Source organism: Aliinostoc maniaoense, assembly GCF_058172895.1.
Genome location: NZ_CP187952.1, coordinates 4,894,662 through 4,915,252, shown reverse-complemented (window position 1 = coordinate 4,915,252; position 20,591 = coordinate 4,894,662). Strand labels below are relative to the sequence as shown.

The 20,591-nt window shown below is 41.1% G+C and carries 21 protein-coding genes; 8 read left to right on the top strand and 13 right to left on the bottom strand.

Annotated elements, in window-relative coordinates:
* Window positions 1-54 precede the first annotated feature (54 nt).
* The 3 genes from ACPZ3T_RS21325 to ACPZ3T_RS21315 form a co-directional block, all read right to left on the bottom strand.
* Window positions 55-1,698 carry an ABC1 kinase family protein gene (locus ACPZ3T_RS21325; protein WP_490271453.1) on the bottom strand — a complete coding sequence of 548 codons (1,644 nt, stop codon included), beginning with the start codon at window positions 1,696-1,698 and terminating at the stop codon, window positions 55-57.
* Complete coding sequence (locus ACPZ3T_RS21320) at window positions 1,655-1,927, bottom strand: hypothetical protein (protein ID WP_490271452.1); 273 nt, start codon at window positions 1,925-1,927, stop codon at window positions 1,655-1,657. Before ACPZ3T_RS21320 ends, ACPZ3T_RS21325 begins: the two co-directional genes overlap by 44 nt.
* 67 nt (window positions 1,928-1,994) lie before the next feature.
* The gene (locus ACPZ3T_RS21315; protein ID WP_490271451.1) at window positions 1,995-3,059 is read right to left on the bottom strand and encodes a mannose-1-phosphate guanylyltransferase; all 1,065 of its coding nucleotides are present in this window, start codon (window positions 3,057-3,059) and stop codon (window positions 1,995-1,997) included.
* A 116-nt stretch (window positions 3,060-3,175) separates the two neighbouring features.
* On the opposite strand from ACPZ3T_RS21315, the gene ACPZ3T_RS21310 reads away from it, so the two are divergent.
* Together ACPZ3T_RS21310 and ACPZ3T_RS21305 are read left to right on the top strand one after the other, a co-directional pair.
* Entirely contained in the window at window positions 3,176-4,687 is a 1,512-nt protein-coding gene (locus tag ACPZ3T_RS21310) for an LCP family protein (protein WP_490271450.1), read from the top strand.
* Window positions 4,688-4,885: 198 nt separating this feature from the next.
* On the top strand, window positions 4,886-5,392 hold the full coding sequence (locus ACPZ3T_RS21305) for a pentapeptide repeat-containing protein (protein WP_490271449.1): 507 nt from the start codon (window positions 4,886-4,888) through the stop codon (window positions 5,390-5,392).
* A 262-nt stretch (window positions 5,393-5,654) separates the two neighbouring features.
* Here ACPZ3T_RS21305 and ACPZ3T_RS21300 read toward each other — a convergent pair whose 3' ends face one another.
* Entirely contained in the window at window positions 5,655-9,191 is a 3,537-nt protein-coding gene (locus ACPZ3T_RS21300) for a GAF domain-containing sensor histidine kinase (RefSeq protein WP_490271448.1), read from the bottom strand.
* Between the two features lie 312 nt (window positions 9,192-9,503).
* Here ACPZ3T_RS21300 and murJ point away from each other — a divergent pair, with 312 nt between their 5' ends.
* Window positions 9,504-11,108: a murein biosynthesis integral membrane protein MurJ gene (murJ, locus tag ACPZ3T_RS21295; RefSeq protein ID WP_490271447.1), complete on the top strand. Its 1,605-nt coding sequence runs from the start codon at window positions 9,504-9,506 to the stop codon at window positions 11,106-11,108.
* Window positions 11,109-11,456: 348 nt separating this feature from the next.
* On the opposite strand, the gene ACPZ3T_RS21290 is transcribed toward murJ, so the two are convergent.
* From ACPZ3T_RS21290 to petJ, 6 genes are read right to left on the bottom strand one after another with little or no spacing between them, the layout of a single operon-like run.
* The gene (locus ACPZ3T_RS21290; RefSeq protein ID WP_490271446.1) at window positions 11,457-11,696 is read right to left on the bottom strand and encodes a hypothetical protein; all 240 of its coding nucleotides are present in this window, start codon (window positions 11,694-11,696) and stop codon (window positions 11,457-11,459) included.
* Window positions 11,693-12,121 carry a putative toxin-antitoxin system toxin component, PIN family gene (locus tag ACPZ3T_RS21285; RefSeq protein ID WP_490271445.1) on the bottom strand — a complete coding sequence of 143 codons (429 nt, stop codon included), beginning with the start codon at window positions 12,119-12,121 and terminating at the stop codon, window positions 11,693-11,695. The genes ACPZ3T_RS21290 and ACPZ3T_RS21285 overlap by 4 nt, the downstream gene beginning before the upstream one ends.
* A gap of 35 nt (window positions 12,122-12,156) precedes the next feature.
* Window positions 12,157-12,444, bottom strand: a complete 288-nt coding sequence (locus ACPZ3T_RS21280; protein WP_490271444.1) for a hypothetical protein — start codon at window positions 12,442-12,444, stop codon at window positions 12,157-12,159.
* Window positions 12,445-12,449: 5 nt separating this feature from the next.
* A complete protein-coding gene (locus ACPZ3T_RS21275) occupies window positions 12,450-12,890 on the bottom strand; it encodes a VOC family protein (protein WP_490271443.1) in 441 nt (146 codons plus the stop codon).
* A gap of 58 nt (window positions 12,891-12,948) precedes the next feature.
* The gene (locus ACPZ3T_RS21270; protein ID WP_490271442.1) at window positions 12,949-13,968 is read right to left on the bottom strand and encodes an aldo/keto reductase; all 1,020 of its coding nucleotides are present in this window, start codon (window positions 13,966-13,968) and stop codon (window positions 12,949-12,951) included.
* A 28-nt stretch (window positions 13,969-13,996) separates the two neighbouring features.
* Window positions 13,997-14,299 carry a cytochrome c6 PetJ gene (gene petJ / locus ACPZ3T_RS21265; RefSeq protein WP_490277311.1) on the bottom strand — a complete coding sequence of 101 codons (303 nt, stop codon included), beginning with the start codon at window positions 14,297-14,299 and terminating at the stop codon, window positions 13,997-13,999.
* Window positions 14,300-14,555: 256 nt separating this feature from the next.
* Between petJ and ACPZ3T_RS21260 the strand changes: the two genes are divergently transcribed.
* Window positions 14,556-15,353: a histidine kinase gene (locus tag ACPZ3T_RS21260; RefSeq protein WP_490271441.1), complete on the top strand. Its 798-nt coding sequence runs from the start codon at window positions 14,556-14,558 to the stop codon at window positions 15,351-15,353.
* Between the two features lie 151 nt (window positions 15,354-15,504).
* Here ACPZ3T_RS21260 and rimI read toward each other — a convergent pair whose 3' ends face one another.
* Entirely contained in the window at window positions 15,505-16,056 is a 552-nt protein-coding gene (gene rimI / locus ACPZ3T_RS21255) for a ribosomal protein S18-alanine N-acetyltransferase (protein ID WP_490277310.1), read from the bottom strand.
* 94 nt (window positions 16,057-16,150) lie between these two features.
* On the opposite strand from rimI, the gene lysA reads away from it, so the two are divergent.
* The 4 genes from lysA (at window position 16,151) to ACPZ3T_RS21235 (ending at window position 19,655) form a co-directional block, all read left to right on the top strand.
* Window positions 16,151-17,554, top strand: a complete 1,404-nt coding sequence (gene lysA / locus ACPZ3T_RS21250) for a diaminopimelate decarboxylase (RefSeq protein WP_490271440.1) — start codon at window positions 16,151-16,153, stop codon at window positions 17,552-17,554.
* 214 nt (window positions 17,555-17,768) lie between these two features.
* Window positions 17,769-18,692, top strand: a complete 924-nt coding sequence (gene cdaA / locus ACPZ3T_RS21245; RefSeq protein ID WP_490271439.1) for a diadenylate cyclase CdaA — start codon at window positions 17,769-17,771, stop codon at window positions 18,690-18,692.
* Entirely contained in the window at window positions 18,689-19,438 is a 750-nt protein-coding gene (gene uppS, locus ACPZ3T_RS21240) for an undecaprenyl pyrophosphate synthase (RefSeq protein WP_490271438.1), read from the top strand. Before cdaA ends, uppS begins: the two co-directional genes overlap by 4 nt.
* Window positions 19,425-19,655: a hypothetical protein gene (locus ACPZ3T_RS21235; RefSeq protein ID WP_490271437.1), complete on the top strand. Its 231-nt coding sequence runs from the start codon at window positions 19,425-19,427 to the stop codon at window positions 19,653-19,655. The genes uppS and ACPZ3T_RS21235 overlap by 14 nt, the downstream gene beginning before the upstream one ends.
* Here the strand turns inward: ACPZ3T_RS21235 and ACPZ3T_RS21230 are convergent.
* Entirely contained in the window at window positions 19,580-19,852 is a 273-nt protein-coding gene (locus ACPZ3T_RS21230) for a DUF3143 domain-containing protein (RefSeq protein WP_490271436.1), read from the bottom strand. The genes ACPZ3T_RS21235 and ACPZ3T_RS21230 overlap by 76 nt on opposite strands.
* A gap of 123 nt (window positions 19,853-19,975) precedes the next feature.
* Window positions 19,976-20,530: a J domain-containing protein gene (locus tag ACPZ3T_RS21225; protein WP_490277309.1), complete on the bottom strand. Its 555-nt coding sequence runs from the start codon at window positions 20,528-20,530 to the stop codon at window positions 19,976-19,978.
* Between the last annotated feature and the right edge of the window lie 61 nt (window positions 20,531-20,591).

Genomic DNA, 20,591 nt, shown 5'->3' with positions numbered 1-20,591 from the left:
GCAAATTAAAAGCTGATTTTCAATGTGGGGAGAGGGGATTAATTAATAGAGGTATTATTTTAAACGTCCCGATCGCAATATACTAATAATCAGCCACAATCCCAATAAACTAGCGGCTGCAAACAACACGCTGCTCACAAAGGATAACTGTGTTGTTTGTGCCTTACTGGAAATCATTGCTGCCCCCATAATTAGTGAACCTACGAGGATGCTAAAAGAGAGGCGGTTAGCGGCATCGTCCATTGTTCGGCGTACACCGTCTAAACCGTGTAGGGAAAGATTCAAGCGTAGGGTTTCTGATGTCACTCGATCTAATAACAGTTCGATTTGTCGGGGAGATTGTAAAGAGAGACTTTTAATATCTAAGGCGGTTCTCAGGAGCGATCGCACTGGATTATCCCCCAATAACTGCCGCCGAAATAAGTCTGTAATTAAAGGTTGTATTTCTTCAAATAAATTTACCTCTGGATTAAAGGTACGGGCTACCCCTTCTAAATTCGCCAAAGTTTTGGCGTACAAGCCCATGTTACTGGGTAAGCGGATTTTATTATTGCGGGCAACTTGCAAAATTTCATAAAAGATTTGACTAAAATTCATCTCCGTCAAACTGACGTTGTAATACTTCCGCAGCATCCGGTCATAGTCACTTTCTAACCTCGCTACAATCACAGGCTGTGCAGAATCTGCTAGTTGCAGAGTCAATTGGGCGCATCTCCCCGCATCTAAATCGACAATTGCCAATAACATTTCTGTCAATATCTGCTGAGTCCGGGGATCAAGTCTACCCACCATCCCACAATCTAATAAAGCTACACGCCCATCATTCAGATAAAAGATATTACCCGGATGGGGATCAGCATGAAAAAAGCCATCTACATATAACTGTTGAAAGAAAGCCCGAAATAGTAATGTAGTTGTAGCTTTGCGTTCGGCAATTGGATCTTTACCATTGTTGTCATTTAAATTGGCTGACAGTATGGGTACTCCCTCTAGCCACTCCATCACCATTAATTTTTCTGTAGTCAGATGCCAGTAAATTTCCGCAACTACAATTTGTTGGGGATCAAACCAACGACTACTAGATAAATTACGTCGCAGTTGGTCTGTAAACCCAGCTTCCCGTGTAAAATCTAACTCGGCTTCTAGAGCTTTCGTAAATTCTTCCGCAATAGATTTGATTTCGTAGTTTTGGCCAAAATCAGTCCGCGCCACTAAATCAGCAATCCCTTGAATTAAGGCGATATCTTGAACAACCGTAATATCAATTCCCGGACGCTGCACCTTCAAAGCCACTTCTCGACCATCAATTAATGTAGCGCGATGAGTCTGAGCAATTGATCCCGCCGCCACGGGAACGTTATTAATGTGCTTGAAAGTTTCTTCTAGAGGTCGTTTTAGCTGTTGGCGAATAACTATTTCAACCTCTGCCCAAGGTACAGGAGGAACTTCGTTTTGTAAAGTAGAAAGTTCTTCAATATAGGCAGCACTAAGTAAATCTGGACGGGTAGAAAGTAGCTGCCCCAGTTTCACATAAACAGGCCCCAAATCCACCAGAATATTTTTTAACACCGCCGGGGTGGGTAATTGTGGTTCATCAGCTTTGCCACCCGTGAGCAGCCGCCGCATATAATCCCAACCATTGCGGAGAACAACTTCAATAATTTCTCTTTGGCGCGGAACAGTGTATGTTAAAAACATTTTGGGGATTGGGAATTGGGAATTGGGTTAAGGGCATGGGCATTGGGCATGGGCATTGGGCATTGGGCATTGGGCATTGGGCATTGGGCATTGGGCATGAGGCATTGGGGTAAAAATTTCTCCCTTGTCCCCCTTGTCCCCTTGTCCCCTTGTCTCCCTGCCCCCCTGCTCCCTGCCCCCTGCCCCCTGCTCCCCGCCCCCCTGCCTCTTTGACTACACAGATAGTCAAGTTATAATACAGGTAATGGTTTTCAGCATCTGCCAGGGGTTTTAAATATTACCTTTGAGATTTAAATTTAGAGTAAGTCGGTAAATCGGCGATCGCTTTGTAGGGTTTTGAGGATCTGTTTAATTTCTTGGGTGCGTTCTTTATTCACTATGAGGGTGACATTGCGATCGCGCACAATCACTACATCCTCTAAACCAATAGTAACAACTACATCCTCTGGATTACTAGCATAAATAATTGCCCCCTGGGTATCTAAACCCACATGGGTAGCAAGCTCGACGTTGGGATTTTCGGGCTGTTTCATTAAGCGTTCGATGGCATTCCAGTCGCCTAAATCATCCCACCCAAAGTCTGCCGGTAAAACATATGCTAAATTGGTTTTTTCCATGAGCGCATAGTCTATACTTTTTTTCGGCAACTGGGGATAGACATCAACGCCTTTTTGTGCTATTTGTTCAATAATTTCTGGTGCATGGGTATACAGTTCCTTGAGAACAACGCCAGCCCGAAACACGAACATACCGCTATTCCAACTAAATCTGCCCGTAGACAGAAATGTTTCTGCTGTCTCACGGTTGGGCTTTTCAGTAAAGCGGTTGACGTGATAAGCTGGCAGCTCATTAAAGCTACCAATGTGTTCACCTTGTTCAATGTAGCCGTAACCAGTTGATGGAAAGGTAGGCTTAATACCCAACGTGACAATTGCTGGTGTCGTTGCCGCTAATTGGGTAGCCGCATCTAATGTGCGTTTAAACGCCTGTTGGTCAGCTATCCAATGGTCAGAGGGAAAAAAGCCGATAATTGCGTCATCTCCATAACGTCTTTGAATTTCCAAACTCGTCCAAGCAACAGCAGCAGCAGTATCTCTACCTTGCGGTTCAACCAACAAGTTGGGAGATGGCAATTCTGGTAATTGTTGTCCCACTCCTGTTGCTAGCTGGCTAGAAGTAATCACCCACAAGTTATCCCAACTACCTGCGAAATCAAGTAGTCGCTCGGCAGTTGCTTGTAATAGACTTCTAGAGCTACCATCAAGACTTAAAAATTGTTTGGGTCGGTCTTGGCGACTCAGAGGCCAAAAACGTTCACCTTTACCACCTGCCAGGATTACTGGGAACAAAGAACTACTCATGTTGTCATACACACCTACGCTAGAACATTTCAAGTGTACAGTGCAGTCTGACACTGGCAAGATTGGTGGGTTGCATTAACATAAATTTTAGGGAGTGGATAAGTGGGGAGATAATTGTGATTAAACAGGTTCAATGGTCAGAAAATCAAGTTACACCTCAAGCAATACCGAATCTAGATTTAGAGGTTAGACCTTCACAACTACAACGTATAGATCATCAAGTCACATCGCCATCAGCAGGCGAGATGGAGATTATACCTCAACAGGAAGTAGAAACACCTAACAGTTCTCGCAATCTCGTTGATTCTGTAGGGGCAATTCCTAATGAGCTGTATGATCGGCTGGGCTTAACTATGCCTCGCTGGTTACTGTGGGTTTTGACATCTGTGCTAGGCATTATCATGTCTGGGCTGTTAGTATCCACCTTGGCACTGTGGACTCCTTTATGGAGTAACCTAGACCGCACCGATGAAGAATTGGGATTTGCTAGTCAAGATGAACAGAAAATGCCCCTACCTGGGGAACTTTGGAGCAAAATTTCCCAATATCAGATATCCAAACCCATGAATATTTTGATTATGGGGATTGAACCAGTCAAAGGTGCTGTTGATGGTTCACCGGAAAGTTTTTCTGGACAAAGTGATACTATGCTGCTCACCAGAATCAACCCCAGCAGTAACACCATGCGGGTATTATCGATTCCCAGCGATACAATGATTGCTATCCCAGAACAGGGATTAACTAAAGTCTCAGAAGCCAATGCTAAAGGCGGGCCAGTTTTAGCAGCACGGACTGTTAGCCGCACTCTCAATAACGCCCGGATTGACCGTTATATCCGTATTTCTACTAGTGGATTGAGACAATTAGTTGACCAGTTGGGTGGGGTAGAAGTTTTTGTTCCCAAAGCGATGTCTTATCAAGATCCTAGTAGTGGCGCAACTGTCAGTTTAGTAAGTGGCTGGCAAACTCTCAATGGTGAGCAAGCAGAACTATTTGCTCGTTATCGTGAGGAAGGTTTAGGGGATTTACCCAGGGTACAAAGACAACAAGTATTAGTGATGGCCTTGTTGCAAAGGCTGCATAGTCCTACAGTCTTACCGAGATTGCCCCAATTAACCCGCCTGATGCGGAAATATTTTGATACAAATTTGAAGATAGAAGAAATGATGGCTTTGGTGAATTTTTCCGTCAACTTAGAGCGGGATAATTTCCAAATGACCATGTTACCCGGTACATTCAGCAAATTTAGTAAAGATCCCAATAGCTATTGGCTGAATTTAAACGGGCAGCAAAATCTATTGAATAATTATGTAGGCGTAGACATACCTGGTCTGAAACCAGATACACGGCCGGTTTCTAAGCTGAAAATTGCTATTCAAAATGCTTCTAATCAACCCCAAGTAACTCAAAAAGTTATTGCTTACTTGAAACAGAAAGGCTTTACAAATATTTACACTGTCCCAGCTTGGCCTGATACCCAACGTCAAACTCAAATTATTGTACAAAAAGGCGATCGCTCGGCAGCAATTAACCTACAAAAAATCTTAGGATTGGGTTTAGTTGAAGTCAAATCCACAGGAGATTTAGAATCAGACATCACAATCCGTATTGGGAAGGATTGGAAGTAGTAGGGAGGCGATTATACTCTTAATAGAGTGTAGTCGTATGTACAAAAGTCAATCAATTTTAGATTTTGGATTTTAGATTTTAGATTCAATCCGGTAATCCAAAATCCAAAATTTACAATCTAAAATTCGGAGGGTCAATAGTTATTCCTTGGAATTTTGAACTGTTGACTTTTGACTATCAATCAAGTTTGTAAAGTTATGAGAAAATTTTTGCTGAGATTATTTAGCTTAATTGTAATTTTATTGCTGGCTTGGTTTTGGATTATCATCAATCCCCAGCCAGCTTTTTCTCAAGTTAATACAATTAATTACAGTAATACTAATCTAGAGAATCGTGACTTTTCAAACACTGATTTAGTCGGTGTGACTTTCGTAGCGGCGGAAATGCGGGGGACAAATTTCCAAGGTGCAAATCTCACCAATTCTATTTTGACTAAGGGCGTATTATTAAAAGCTAATTTAGAAGGTGCTAATTTAACAGGTGCTTTGGTAGATCGAGTAACTTTAGATGGTGCTAATTTAAAAAATGCGATTTTTACCGAAGCGACTCTAACCCGCAGCCGTTTTTATGATGCTGATATTACTGGGGCTGATTTTACAGACGCAATTATTGACAGATATCAGGTATCTTTACTATGCGAAAGAGCCGCAGGTATTAATCCTGTAACAAATGTTTCTACACGAGAAAGTTTAGGCTGTCGGTGATTTAAAGCTTAATCAGAAACCGGGTTTTTGTGGCTAAAAAGACCGAAGTTTCGTTTAACTTAAAAATCAGAAACCGGGTTTTTGTGGCTAAAAAGACTAACTTAAAACACCCGGTTTCTCAGCCTCAAGAACAACCTCTAATAATAAATGATGTAGAGACGTTGCATGCAACGTCTCTACAGTAAAGAATAAAGTGCATCTTCATCAAGAAACGGTATAAGTCCCGCTCATCACTTAGTCATTAAGCTATAAGTAAAAATATTTACTTACTATGACTACAGGGAAGTTCAATGATAAATTCTGTTCCTTTCCCTGGTGTAGATAAACACTTAATATTACCGTGATGTTTTTCCACAATTATTTGATAACTTATAGACAAACCTAAACCTGTGCCTTTACCGGGTTCTTTGGTAGTGAAGAAGGGGTCAAAAATTTTAGCGGCTAATTCTTCGGGGATACCGAAACCATTGTCAGACAATTTAATAATAATTTTCTGATCTATATTTGTTGTACTAATCCCAATAGTTAATGGTATTTGCGGGCAAGTTTTGGAAATCTGTAAATGTTTATTCCAGAGAGTTTGAAACTTTTCTTCTAATGCGTCGATACTATTAGACAAAAGGTTCATAAAAACTTGATTTAGTTGTGCGGGATAACATTCAACTAAAGGTAAATTGCCATATTCTTTGATAACTTCAATTGCTGGATGTTGACCATTATCTTTAAGGCGATGTCCCAAAATTAATAATGTACTATCCAGACCTTCATGAATATCTACGGATTTAGATTCAGCATCATCGGTACGAGAAAAATTTCTTAATGAAAGCACAATTTGTAAAATTCTTTCCGTACCCATTTTCATGGAATCGAGTGTTTTAGGTAAATCATCAATGATATATTCTAAATCCAATTTTTTTGTTTCTGCTTGGATATCTGGAAATTGAGATTCATGTTGACGATAAAGCTGTAATATATGACAAATGCTTTCAGTATATTCATTTAAATGACTAAGATTACCAAAAATGAAATTAACAGGATTGTTGATTTCGTGGGCAACTCCAGCTATTAGTTGTCCAAGTCCTGCCATTTTCTCACCCTGAATTAATCGGGTTTGAGTTTGTTTTAATTCATACAAAGTTTGAGTCAGTTCTAGAGTTTGACGTTTGGTTTGTTCAAGTAATTCTGCTTGTTGAATGGCAATTCCTAGTTGTACACCGACTTGAGCGAGTAAGTTGATTTCTTCATCTTTCCAATAGCGGGGTTGAGAATTTTGATAAGCTACTAATAATCCCCATAATTGTTCGCCTTGGCGAATCGGAACAAAAGTTTCATTGCGGGGTAATTTATCATCTTCGTCTGTGTCTTCAAAGGTTTGTAAAACTAATGGTTGCATTTGTGTTACAGGTTTCCAGCCATCTTTGAAGGAATCAGCCACAAATTTACCGCTCCAATCGGAGTTAAAGCGATATATAGCAACTCGTTCTACTTCTAACAACTCCCGCACAGCTTGAGTAGTGGTTTTAAAAATAGTTTTGATATTAAGAGATTGACGAATTTTATCGATAGTTGCAGCTAATAATTCTTGCCGTTCCATTGCTTTTTCTCGTTCGTTAGCTTCTGCTAACTGGACGGCTTGAATTTTAACTTGTGTTAAATAGGAATCTTGTTTTAAAGCAACTCCTAGTTGTTCAGCAATTTGGCTGACAAATTCAATTTCTGAGTCTTGCCAATGACGGGGAGCTTTACATTGGTGAATACACAATAGTCCCCAAAGTTCACCCTCTTGGATGATGAGGGGTGCAACTAAATTGGCACGGACTTGAAATCGTTCTAAAATTTGGATGTAGCATTTGGGAAGACGGCCTTGATAAATATCAGCGATCGCATTAACTCGACCTTGAGCATAAAATGCAGCAAAGTTGTCCCCAAAGCAGTGATCATAAACTTTTTCTGCTACTGCCGAATTACAACCCTCAGCTACATCTTCATAGACAAATTCCCCTTCCCAATCTGTTTGCTTGTCAAAAAGAAAGACTCCTACTCTGTCTGCTTGTAGCAGTTGTCGCACCTCACTGACAGAGGTTTGAAAAATTGTTTCTAAATCTAAGGAAGCTCGAATCCGGTTAATTACACTAGTTAGTGTCTTTTGTTGCTCTGCTTGGTATTGGGCTGCTAATAAAAGCTTGTTGTGTTGTAACGCTACTCCCAAGTTTTCAGCGATTTGGCTGACAAATTCAATCTCTGAAGGCTGCCAAATTCTCGGCTTACTACATTGATGCACGCACAATAAACCCCAGAGATTACCTTGTTTGAGTAGGGGTACTACTAAATTAGCTTTAACTTGAAATTTGCCTAGAATCTTAACATGACAATCACTTAATCCCCCTTCGTAGATATCAGCTACAGCTTGTACCCGACCTTGTTGATAATGGGCTGCAAATTGTTCCCCAAAACAGTGGTCATAGACTTTGGCAGCTACGACTGAATCCCAACCAGTGGCGACATCTTCAGAAATAAACTCTCCTGCCCAGTCTTGTTGAGGGTCAAATTGGAAAACGGCTACTCTATCAGCTTGTAGCATCTGCCTGACTTCGGTGACAGTAGTCTGAAAGATGATCTCTAAATCTAGGGATTGGCGAATACGGGTAATGACACCAGTTAAGGTCTTATGTTGTTCTGCTTGATAATGAGCTTGGGCTAATAACTCGTGGTGGCGCAAGGCTACACCAATTTGTGTGCCGATTTTAATTAAAGATTCAACTTCATAAGCTTGCCACTCTCTAGGAGCAGAATTTTGGTAAGCTGCGATAACTCCCCAGAGTTGATCACTTTGAAGAATTGGTGCAGTAGCAAAAGCTTTCGCCTGAAATTGTTCTAACAAAACAACATGACATTCACTTAATCCAGCTTGATAAATGTCGTTGGCGGTAAATGTCTGATTGTGAGCGTAACGTCCTCCTTGATTTTGTTGTAAGTACGTATCATTAATTACAGGTTGCACATCAACCAAAGGTGTCCAACCTTCAGCGAAAGATTCAGCGACAAATTTACCACTCCAGTCAGAATTAAAACGAAATATAGCAACTCGGTCAGCTTGGAGTAACTGGCGAATTTGGTGAGTTGTGCTTTGAAAGATGGTTTCAATATCTAGAGGTGTACGAATTTGATCAACAATTTGAGAAATTACTTGATCACGCAAGGCTGCTTGTGCTAATTTGGCAGCTTGTAATTCAACTTCTTGCAGATGCTGGGCTTGTTGAATGGCAATAGTCAGATGGCCAGCAATTTGCCGAATAAATTCAATTTCTGATTCTGTCCATTGACGAGGTTCTCTACATTGATGAATACAAATTAATCCCCACAAATCCCGATTTTTTAATAAAGGAACAATCAGGTTAGCGCGTACTTGAAATTTACCGAGAATTTCTATATGGCAATCACTGAGTCCGGCGGCGTAAATATCTGCAACTGCTTGTACTTTCCCCTGTTGATATTGAGCCGCAAATTTTTCGCCAAAACAGTGGTCGTAGACTTTAGCTGAAATGGCTGATATCCAATCTGGTGCAACATCTTCAGAAATAAATTCTCCTGCCCAGTCTCGCTCAGGATAAAATTGGAAGATGGCAACTCGGTCAGCATTTAACAACTGGCGCACTTCTTGGACAGTAATTTTGAGAATTGTATCTAAGTCTAGAGATTCCCGTATTCTACGAATTACTCCGGCTAGGGTTTTTTGTTGTTCTAATTGTTCTTGTAGTTCAGTGTTAGATAATAACAGTGGATTTGTGGGGGATTCCATAGCAGTCAGTTTTTTAGATGGGATGATGGATATTTTTTATACCTAATTTCCCCAAAGGGAGAACATTTAGTTTTCAGATGCAATGTTTCTAAACGCGATGAATTGTGTCTTTACAAAATGGTATTTTTGATGTTTGGGCTATGAATAATTTCAAAATATGTTCGTTTTTTATATTTCCCATTTTGGGTTAGCAATACACAGATAACCTATGCTGTGTTGGTCATGATCACTTAAAATTAGCCTGACAGGCTGCAAAATTTCCGGTTTAATTTAGTCAGAGATGCAGACTGCAACAGTTGTCGGGTATTATTTGTGAGCAATCAAGACCAAAAACCCTCTCGTTCTTTCGCTGGAATTGCTGGCATTGTTGCCGCAGCCACGTTAATTAGTAAAGTATTTGGTTTAATTAGACAGCAAGCAATAGCAGCTGCTTTTGGTGTAGGTGCGGCTGCTACGGCTTATAGTTATGCCTATGTCATCCCTGGATTCTTATTAGTCTTACTAGGGGGTGTGAACGGGCCGTTACATAGTGCGATTATTAGCGTTTTAGCCAAGCGCAAGCAAGAAGAAGCTGCCCCCTTAGTAGAAACGGTGACTACTTTGGTGGGGGGTGTGCTGTTGCTGGTGACAGTGGCGCAAATTGTCTTTGCTGGTAATATTGTTGATATTGTCGGTTATGGTTTGGATGCCAAAACAAGAGCGATCGCTATTCAACAGCTGCAAATTATGGCCCCAATGGCTTTATTTGCTGGATTGATTGGCATTGGTTTTGGTACTCTCAACGCCGCTAATCAATATTGGTTACTTTCTATTAGTCCCCTGTTATCTAGTGTGACGGTGGTAATTGGGATTGGTGTATTGGCTTTGCAGTATGGCAAAGACATCATTAAGCCAGAATATGCCTTCATCGGTGGCATAGTTTTAGCGGCAGGAACTTTAGCGGGGGCTATTCTTCAGTGGGTAGTGCAGTTAATTGTACAGTGGCGGCTAGGACTCGGTACATTAAGGCTCAGGTTTGATTTTAAATCCCCCGGAGTGCAAGAAGTCATTAAAATCATGACTCCAGCAACAGTCTCTTCCGGGATGATGCCCATTAATGTGGCGACTGACTTATATTTTGCTAGTCCCATTCAGGGGGCGGCGGCTGGTTTTAACTATGCCAATTTATTAGTACAGACTCCCTTGGGGATTATTTCTAATATTATTTTGTTACCCCTCTTACCCATTTTCGCCAAACTCGCAGAACCAGAAAACTGGCCAGATTTAAAGTTACGCATTCGTCAGGGGTTATTACTAACTGCTGTGACAATGTTGCCTTTGGGGGCGTTAATGGTGGCGTTGTCTGTGCCAATTGTGCAGGTAGTGTATGAGCGTGGTGCATTTAAACAGGAGGCTACGCAGTTAGTTTCATCACTACTTATCGCCTATGGTATTGGGATGTTTGCGTATTTGGGACGGGATGTTTTGGTACGGGTATTTTATGCTTTGGGTGATGGACAAACACCTTTCCGTATCAGTACCTTTAATATTCTCTTAAATGCGGCACTAGATTGGATTTTGGTAAAACCTTTCGGCGCACCTGGTTTGGTCTTAGCTACAGTAGGTGTAAATTGTAGCTCGATATTAATGTTGTTATGGTTGTTGCACCGTCGTCTCGATGGTTTACCGTTACGTGAGTGGAGTTTACCAATTTTAGGATTGACGGCTGGTAGTGTAGTAGCTGGTGTGGCTAGCTTTGCCACATTAGTGGGTACTCAAAAATTATTAGGTACACAGGGTTTAATTATTCAATTGTTGCAGTTGTGCGTATCTGGTTTAGTGGGGATTTTGGTATTTGCTGTTATTGCTTCATTAATGAAAATACCAGAGGTGAATAGTTTTGCTGTGCGGATGCGTCAAAGATTTTTTAAGAGATAGTATTGGGAATTGGGAATTGGGCATGGGGCATTGGGCATTGGGCAATTCAATTTTGGATTTTGGATTTTGGATTGGATTTCAATCTAAAATCCGTCTTGGAAAGTTCTGTTCGGAGGAAACCTCCGCTCAGACTTTCCGCAAAATCTAAAATCTAAAATTCTTTCCCTTGTCTCCCTGAAGTTCTGTTCGGAGGAAACCTCCGCTCAGACTTCTCTCCTTGTCTCCCTTGTCTACCTTGTCTACCCCTGCCCCCTGCCTCTTGTCTACCCGATGAAGGTTCTTGTTATATTTAGTTTTTCTCGAATTGACACAGCCTAAATATTGAATACTTTTTTATCTGGAATTTATTTAATCTAGTTTGTCGTAAACCTCTGGTTCTACATCGGGAACTTTATTTAAAACTTGTTGAAATTTATCCCAACTCCCGCGTTTAGCTTTTTCTTCTAAATAATCTTTCGTCATCCATGCAGACACTTGTGCAGATAAAGCAACTGCTACAAGTTGTTCAATTGAAATATTTTCTTTTGTTGCTAAGGCTTCTATTTGTTTGTATAAAGACTCAGGAATTTTTACGTTTAAGTCAGTCATATAATTTCTCCCATTGTCTGTAAAAACTGTAATGGTGTGACTACCTTAATACCGAATCTCTCAGCAGGTTGTAAATCTTTTCGATTGTAGGTTATAATATAATCTACTTGCGCTTCTACTGCTAAATCAAGCAAAAATTCGTCATCTGGATCGTTTAATAATGGTCGCCAAAGGTAAAAAATCTTACGCTTATTGCCAATAGCACAAAGAGCATCAATAACATTATCAATATCTTCCAAACTTAAACCTAACTGCCTTTGTTCTCGTTTAAGGATTTCCTCATACTCAAATACTAAAGTAGTCGAAATATTTAATTGCCAACGGTTGTTGTTGAGTATTGTTAATAGTTTATAAGATGCACCACGTCGAGAGCGTAAACCAGCCAGTAAGACATTTGTATCTAGTATGATTTGATACGTTTTCATTAGTTTTGGTTAAATATTCCCCATCCCCTACTCCGTTAATTTCCCTTGGCTGGAATGAGGCTAGCGGTTTGAGTTGCGCTATCCCAAACTATCCAATTAAAAGCATCATCGACATCAGTTTGATTAGTTGTGACTTTAAAATAAAGCTTGTTTGCACCTTTAGGTTCAATGGCAAAGTCGGCATTTTGGGCATAAACAACGATAAACCCTCTGTCTCTTAAACAATACATTGCCCAAGCTTTTAATGATTGTTTATGTGGTTCGTGGGGAATGGGTGGTTTTTGAATTACGTCTTCAATTACCTGAAATATTTTTGCTGACATATTTACTATTGTGGGTCACAACGAATTTCAATCATAAAGCCATCGGGGTCATAAAAATACACACCCCTACCAGTAGGACGACTGACTGGGCCATGCGCGATCGCAATCTGATTTTCTCGCAAAACTGCCACAGCTTTTTCAAATAATTGCGGGTCAATGTCAAAGGCGAGGTGATATGCTCTAGTAAAACCCTGTTCTGGATCTGGATTTGGTGGTGTTAAATCCGGTGTCCAAAATAAATCTAAAATTGTACCGTCTGGTGTAACAAAGTTAGCAACTTTTCCCTCCGCGACTAGTTCCACTAAAGTAGCTGGAACTTCCTCCCCAGTCAGTTCATGCAATCCCAAAATAGTCCCGTAAAAATACCGAGAAGCCTGCATATCTTTCACATTTAGCGCAATGTGATGCACCTTCCGTAAATTCCCAGCGAGAAGAACACTGTTCATAAACCACCTATATAATTACGTTAGCGTAGCGGGGCGGAGCATCGTTACGAATTACGAATTACCTCCGATATTCATCACCACAATCACCAATTAGCTCATACAAATCCCGTGATTTTTGGGATATGCTATTGATGCGATCGCTATCTTCAGTATCTAAATTAAAACTAAACACTTTGGCGTTATCTTCTATATGTTCAGCTATCCCCAGTCTTGCACCAACTATCACTCCACCGACGGCTGGCTGATCTAAAATGTATCTGACTGCAACATTAGCAATACTAACTTTATGTTTATCAGCGATGGCTTTGAGGGTAGATAATAACTCTTGAAATAATTGCCAACCACCCCAACCATCAATCATATTTTTGTATTTTCGTAAGCTGACTGTAGTTAAATCAAAACTACGTGGTTCTGGTTTACCTACATACTTTTCTGATAGAAACCCACCGCAAAGTGAACCATAAGTAAAAATTTTAATGTCATGCTGTTGACAAAACTTGATCATATTCACTTCGGGACGACGGTCAACTAAAGAAAATTGTACTTGATTCGATACAATTTTAATGCCTGCGTCGGTAATAATTTGCAGATGTTCGGTATCAAAATTAGTTAAAGCTAAATGTTTAATTTTGCCCTCAGTTTGCAGTTCAGCCATATATTTGAGAGCATCCAAATAATTTTTATCTTGATATTCCCACCAATGAAACTGCATTAAATCTAAAGATTTAACATCCATTCTTCGCAGAGAAATATCAATATTTTCCTCAACAAATTTCTTCGTCATCTTCCCAGGACGAGGCACCCATTTTGTAAAAGCTTGTATCTGAGATAAAGCTGCTTGTCCACGGGTAGCGGCTAACTGACGGCGAAATTCTCCAATGAAATCCTCTGCGGGGCCGTAGTGGTCTGCTAAATCCCAAGTTGTATAACCTGCATCGACATATTTAAACATACTTTCAATGGCAGCTTTGGGATTAATTTTGCCATGTGCGCCCGATACTTGCCACATTCCATTTAATATCCGACAAATATTTAAATCAGGCCTAAATTGTAAGCGACTTTCTATTGGTAGATTCATTGTTTTTTAATTTTTAATTTTTAATTGACTAACGCCAACCTTTTTCGGCTTGTTCTAAAACATAAGTAGCAACATCTTGAATTTCTTGCTCACTGAGGCGGTCTTTGAATGCGGACATATTACTTTTACCATTAGTTACAATGGCTGTAATTGCCTCTATTGAATCCATCCCATATCTTTTTAGGGCTTTTTTTTGTAAGTTTTTACCCCGTCTGATGATGTTACCACCATTAATATGACAACCAGCACAGTGAACACTAAAGATATTTGCACCATTGGCCGTATCTGCGGCATTCACAGGTAATGCAAAGGTAGTCGTCATAAATAACATGATAAATAATAATGTGATTATTTTTTTCACGGATATTATTCCTGTTAATTATCATAATTATCAACCAATACCTATCTTCTCATATAGTAGGCATTAGTGAAGCTGGAGGTATTGCTGACACAGATATTATCAATGCTACCGCAGCTAGTTGGGCTTATAACCCTGCCAAATTCTATCTAAAGGAAGTGCCTAAACTGAAGAATACACATCATAATATTCTTATAAAACTATGATTAGCTAAATAATAGAGTTGACAATGACTAATATCAAAGAACAAATACAATCTGATTTGCAGCAAGCAAAAGCTACTGGTCAGTTAAGAACTGAACGCATTCGTGAAATTGTGAAATCAGCAGTTGCTCAAGTAACTGCTGAGTTTAAAGAAGGTTCGCATGACATCCGTGCGATTGTCAAAGATGCCGTTTCAGTGGTAATTGATAATCTTCAAGATAGAGGCACTGAGTTAAAAGAAGAAGTCACAGCATCAATTGAAGGAGCAATTGAAGGAGTTAACACCAAAAGACATGAATCTATAGTGAAAACTCAGTCAGAATTGCAAAAGCTGCAAGCTCAAATAGATAGTGAAGAAGAAAAAATTCAACAAGATGTTGATGGAATTTTAGCAGAAATTGCAGAAACAGGTAAAGAAAAAACTGCTGATACGAAAACTGCCATTGATGCAGCGATTAATGCTATCAAAGATAGTGAAGAATTAGCACTATTAAAGAAACGCTATGCTCAATTACAAGCACAACTAGCGATTGTACGTGCTAATTTAGCGGCACGTTACGGCGGACGTGCTGATGAAGTGAAGAATTATCTCGACGAAGCCAATAACTGGTATAGTCAGGTGCGTCCCCAAGCTGAAGCTTTAGCGACACAGGTAGACCAGCAGCGATCGCAATTAGAAAACAAACTAGGTGAAGCTGGTACAGTCATTGCTAGAAAAGAGCGTCAACTTAAACAAATTCTGCGGGAATTATTATTAGCTACTGCTGATTTATTCAAGGATAAAGAGCCTAATCCACAAGATAAAGAAGTTCTCCATAAATAGGCTTTGTCTGACCAATAAAATCCTAATTATTAAAGCTCTAGTTAACCAAACAACTAGAGCTTTAATATTATATAAAAATGTTGCATAAACATCAAATCTATTTTTAAGTACGGGGTTCACTACACCCCACACCCCACCCCTTACACCCTGTTCATTGACTAAGCAACTGCCAACCATATTTGTGTAACTGAGTTGCAATCATATTGTGCCAGTGTGACAATTTTTTAGTAAATGAGGGGTCTTGTAAATCTGATAGCCACAAAATCAAGGCATCTTCACCGTTGTCTTGATAATAATGTCGTCGCCGCCCAGCTGTTTTAAACCCAAATTTCTGGTATAAAGAGATTGCTGCTTGATTAGAAGCCCGGACTTCCAGGGTAGCTCTTTCTAAATTGCGATCGCTAGCTGTTTTCAGCAAAGCATAAACTAAAGCCTGTCCCAAGCCCTGACGATGATATTGGGGATGAACTGCCACAATTGTAATGTGGGCTTCTTCTAAAATCGACCAGAAGCACCCCATACCCAGTAATTTTTTACTAGAGTGCGGCGCGAAGATTCCCAGTAAATCACTATTAGGACTATCTAATTCTCTTTGGTAGCCCTCCAGTGTCCAAAGTCCCCCAAAACAGGCTTGATCTAATTCTAAAATCGCGCTTAGATCCTCTGAGGTTAATAATTTCAGTTTTAAGTTAGAAGATAAAATCACTTTTATTGGGATAAGAATACAAACCCTTTGTAAACTGGGATCGGGAGACTTACTCACGCCCCTAATTTCAACAAGGACAATTTATATAAATATGGTATCGACTCACCCTGCTGGGGTTCAATCTGCTGGAGTGCAGTATTTACCTCAAAGCGACAGCGTAAATACAAATATTTCGCCTAACCAAGAACTTTTACCTTTAACTGCCACAGTTAATAGTGAAGGTCGCTTGGCCATCGGCGGGTGTGATGTCACAACCCTAGTGCAGCAGTTTGGCTCACCTTTGTATATTTTAGACGAGGAAACCCTCAGAACAGCCTGTCAACAATATCGAGATAGCTTTCAAAAATATTATCAAGGGGCATCTCAAGTACTCTATGCTTCTAAAGCCTGGAATTGTCTGGCTGTGGATGCGATTATTGCTTCAGAAGGCTTAGGCATTGATGTGGTTTCTGGCGGTGAACTTTATACCGCGCTGACTGCTGGAATAAGTCCTGAAAAAATTTACCTCCACGGTAATAATAAATCCCGTGAAGAACTGACTTTTGCTATTGAGTCTGGTGTGACAATTGTGGTCGATAACTGGTATGAATTACATACCTTGGTGGATATATTGGCAGGAATGTCTATACCACCCATTCGGATTATGTTACGACTTACACCAGGCATTGAATGTCATACCCACGAATATATCCGTACAGGACACCTAGATAGCAAATTTGGTTTTGATCCCAACGATTTAAATGAGGTTTTTGAGTTCGTCAGCCAACAACCCAATTTAAACTGTGTGGGTTTACACGCTCATATTGGTTCACAAATTTTTGAGCGTCAACCCCATCAAGATTTAGCGGCTGTCATGGTGCAGTGGTTACGGGATGCGGGTAAATATGGTTTAAATGTCACTGAATTAAATGTAGGTGGCGGTTTGGGGATTAAATATGTAGAATCAGATGATCCACCAAGCATTGAAGAATGGGTAAAGGCAATTTGTGATATTGTCCAAGCAGCTTGTGCAGTGGAAAATATCCCTTTACCAAAATTGCTTTCTGAACCTGGGCGATCGCTAATTGCTCCAGCTTGTGTGACAGCCTACACCATTGGTTCATCTAAAACTATACCGGAAATTCGTACCTACATCGCCATAGACGGCGGTATGTCTGATAATCCCCGTCCCATTACTTACCAGTCAGTTTATCGTACAGTCATTGCCAACAAAATGTCTGCCCCTATTACAGAAACAGTCACCATTGCTGGTAAACATTGTGAATCTGGGGATATTTTAATCAAAAATGCCCAACTACCCAAAACAGAACCGGGGGATATTCTCGTAGTTATGGGAACTGGTGCGTACAATTACAGTATGGCATCCAACTATAACCGTTTACCCAGACCGGCAGCTGTTGTGGTTGCCAATGGCGAAGCAAATCTCATTTTGCAACGAGAAACTTATCAAGATTTAATTCGACAAGATTGCTTACCGGAAAGATTGAAGAATTAGTCCGCAGTCAACAGTCAACAGTCAACCCTGCGGGTTCAGTCACTTGGACTCGACGACGGAAACACCCTTCCCTGCGGGACGCTCCGCGAACGTGAACGCGCAGCCTCTCGTAGAGAAGACTCCGACTTTCTTACACTCAAAAGTCAAATTTTTGCCTCCAATGACTATTGACTATTGACTATTGACTAGAAGTATTAAGAGTAACCCAGAGGTCATGAACGATTGGTGGAAGCAATGGCTGGCAAACCTAGGATGGTCTCAGTCCTTGCTGTTGGGGACTCTGGATATTGTATTGGTGCTGGCACTGACTTACATGATACTAGTGATCATTAGTGAGCGTCGGACACTGTGGATGGTGCGGGGTTTTATCGTGTTAATGCTAGCTTCAGCATTAAGCGGCAGGTTTGGTCTACCACTGTTAAATTTTGTGCTAGAAAAATTAGTGATTGGCTGTGCTGTAGCAATGGCAGTTGCTCTCCAGTCAGAGTTTCGCAGGTTTCTAGAACAATTAGGACGCGGTGAATTTCGGCAATTATTTCAACCATCCAATCTAACTATTCCTAAGTCTGATAGTGTAATAGATGAAATTGTGGAAGCGGTTAAAGAACTCTCGAAAAACCGAATAGGAGCTTTACTAATTTTGGAAACAACTGGCCCAATTGATGAACGGGATTTCTCTGTCCCTGGTGTCAAGCTGAATGCGGACGTTTCTAAAGAACTGATACAGACAATTTTTCAACCCAAAACCTTGTTGCACGATGGCGCAACCTTAATCCGTGGTTCACGGATTGTATCTTCGGGTATAATTTTACCGCTTTCGGGACGCACAGCCTCACGTCAGTTGGGTACACGCCACCGGGCAGCAATGGGAATTACTGAGCGAGTCGAAAATTGTATTTGTGTCGTTGTATCAGAAGAAACTGGTTCTATTTCCCTAGCAGAACGGGGAACTCTAAATAGGCCACTCACCATTAGGAAGCTCAAAGAGTCCTTAGAGGCTCGATTGTCCCCAACTGTAGACCGGGAAGCAGTTGCTCCTGGTTTGTTAAGCTTGGGTCGTCAGATTGGTAGTAAAGCACTGAAACTAGGTTCACGTTTACTTGGATTACCTTCGACCGCTTCTCAAGACAAAAAATGACAATACAACAAACTGAACTATACGAATTGCCCCTAGATTTAAAACGCGAACTATTGCCCAAACACGTTGCAGTGATTATGGATGGCAATGGCCGTTGGGCTAAACGCCAAGGTCTACCTCGGATTATGGGTCACAAACGGGGAGTTGATGCCCTCAAGGATTTGCTACGTTGTTGTAAAGATTGGGGAATTGAGGCATTAACAGCTTATGCTTTTTCCACGGAAAACTGGAAAAGACCCCAAGAAGAAGTAGATTTTTTAATGACCCTATTCCAGCGAGTGTTGCGCCAAGAGTTGCGGGAAATGGTCGAAGAAAACGTGCAAATTCAGTTTGTCGGCAATTTAGCAGCTTTGCCGCGATCGCTACAAGCAGAAATTTCTCGTTCAATGGAAGAAACCAAGCATAATCGCGGTATCTGCTTTTCTGTCGCCACTAACTACGGTGGACGACAGGAGATTTTACAAGCCTGCCGTGCGATCGCCCAAAAAGTCCAGCAAGGTATCCTCCAACCTGACGACATATCAGAGGAAGTATTTGAACGCCACCTCTACACAGCCGGAATTGCCGATCCCGATTTGCTCATCCGTACCAGTGGCGAAATGCGTCTTTCTAATTTCCTCCTCTGGCAAATGGCCTACGGAGAAATTTACATTACTGATACTCTCTGGCCAGATTTTGACCGCGCCGAATTTCACCGCGCTTTGTGTGCCTATCAGCAAAGGGAGCGGCGATTTGGGAAGGTTTAGGGATGGGGGATTGGGGAGTGGGGACTGGGGGCAGGGTGCAGGGAGCAGGGGGAGACAAGGGAGACAAGGGAGACAAGGGAGACAAGGGAGAAATATTTACCCCAATGCCCAATTCCCAATTCCCAATTCCCAATTCCCAATTCACGGCCCGGAAAATACAGCTTGCTCAATATCTTCTCTACTGAAGGAATATTTGAAAGCGCGTTGGATATCTTGACCATTTTCCCCAGCTTGGATATATCGCACCACTATTTGCTCAATATCCAACGATAATTCCGCTTGCCAACTCGGCCTTTGTATACGCCAGCAGTGTAGTTGTGTTTCATCTTGTTGACAACCTTGATCTTTTAACCACTGCTCAATTTCTGGCAGAGGATGACTATATAAAGGGGTATCAGGCGGTAATGTAGACATAAAAATTCAAAACTTGTACTGAGCAGTTTGACAGGCTCACTATATCACTTGTCGTAAAGCCTGCGGCATAGCTTCGCTTAAGGCGCAGTCTGTCGTAGAGAAGTATTCAAAATTGATTAGTCATCAGTCAACAGTCATCAGTCCATAATACTCTCCCTGCTTCCAGTCCCCAGTCCCCAGTCCCCAGTCCCCAGTCCCCACATAGGAAATTGGTGTAACTACAGGTTGCGGTATGTGAGTTTGTAAAGCTTGATCACCACGAGTTAAGCCAATAGTAACTGCTAGCAGTAAACAGCCTACAAAAGTTAGTGCCAAAATGAATAGAGCAAAAATTTCGCCAGAGGAGAGGGGGCGATCGCTCGCATCCAAGTAAGCTGATTTTGAGTAATCATAAGCAGAGGCAGTAGGATGATGTAAATCTGGTGGAGCTTGAATCACTCCAAACCGAGAATAACCAATCTTGATATCATAATTTAAACGCCTTTCAGGATTACTCAGGGTGGCGTAGGCTTCGTTAATTTGCTGGAATTTTGGGGTAGCAACAGCAGCAGGTAATTCTGTAGTGTCGGGATGATAGCGTTTACTCAGTTCCCGATAAGCACGACGGATATCGATTACGGATGCTGAGGGATGTAGCCCTAGCAATAAGTAATAGTTGGGTTCACTGCTTTGTGGCATTGTCCCATTTTGATTCACGGCTGTTTGATTCACCTTGCTATCAAGTTTTTTCTAATATTTT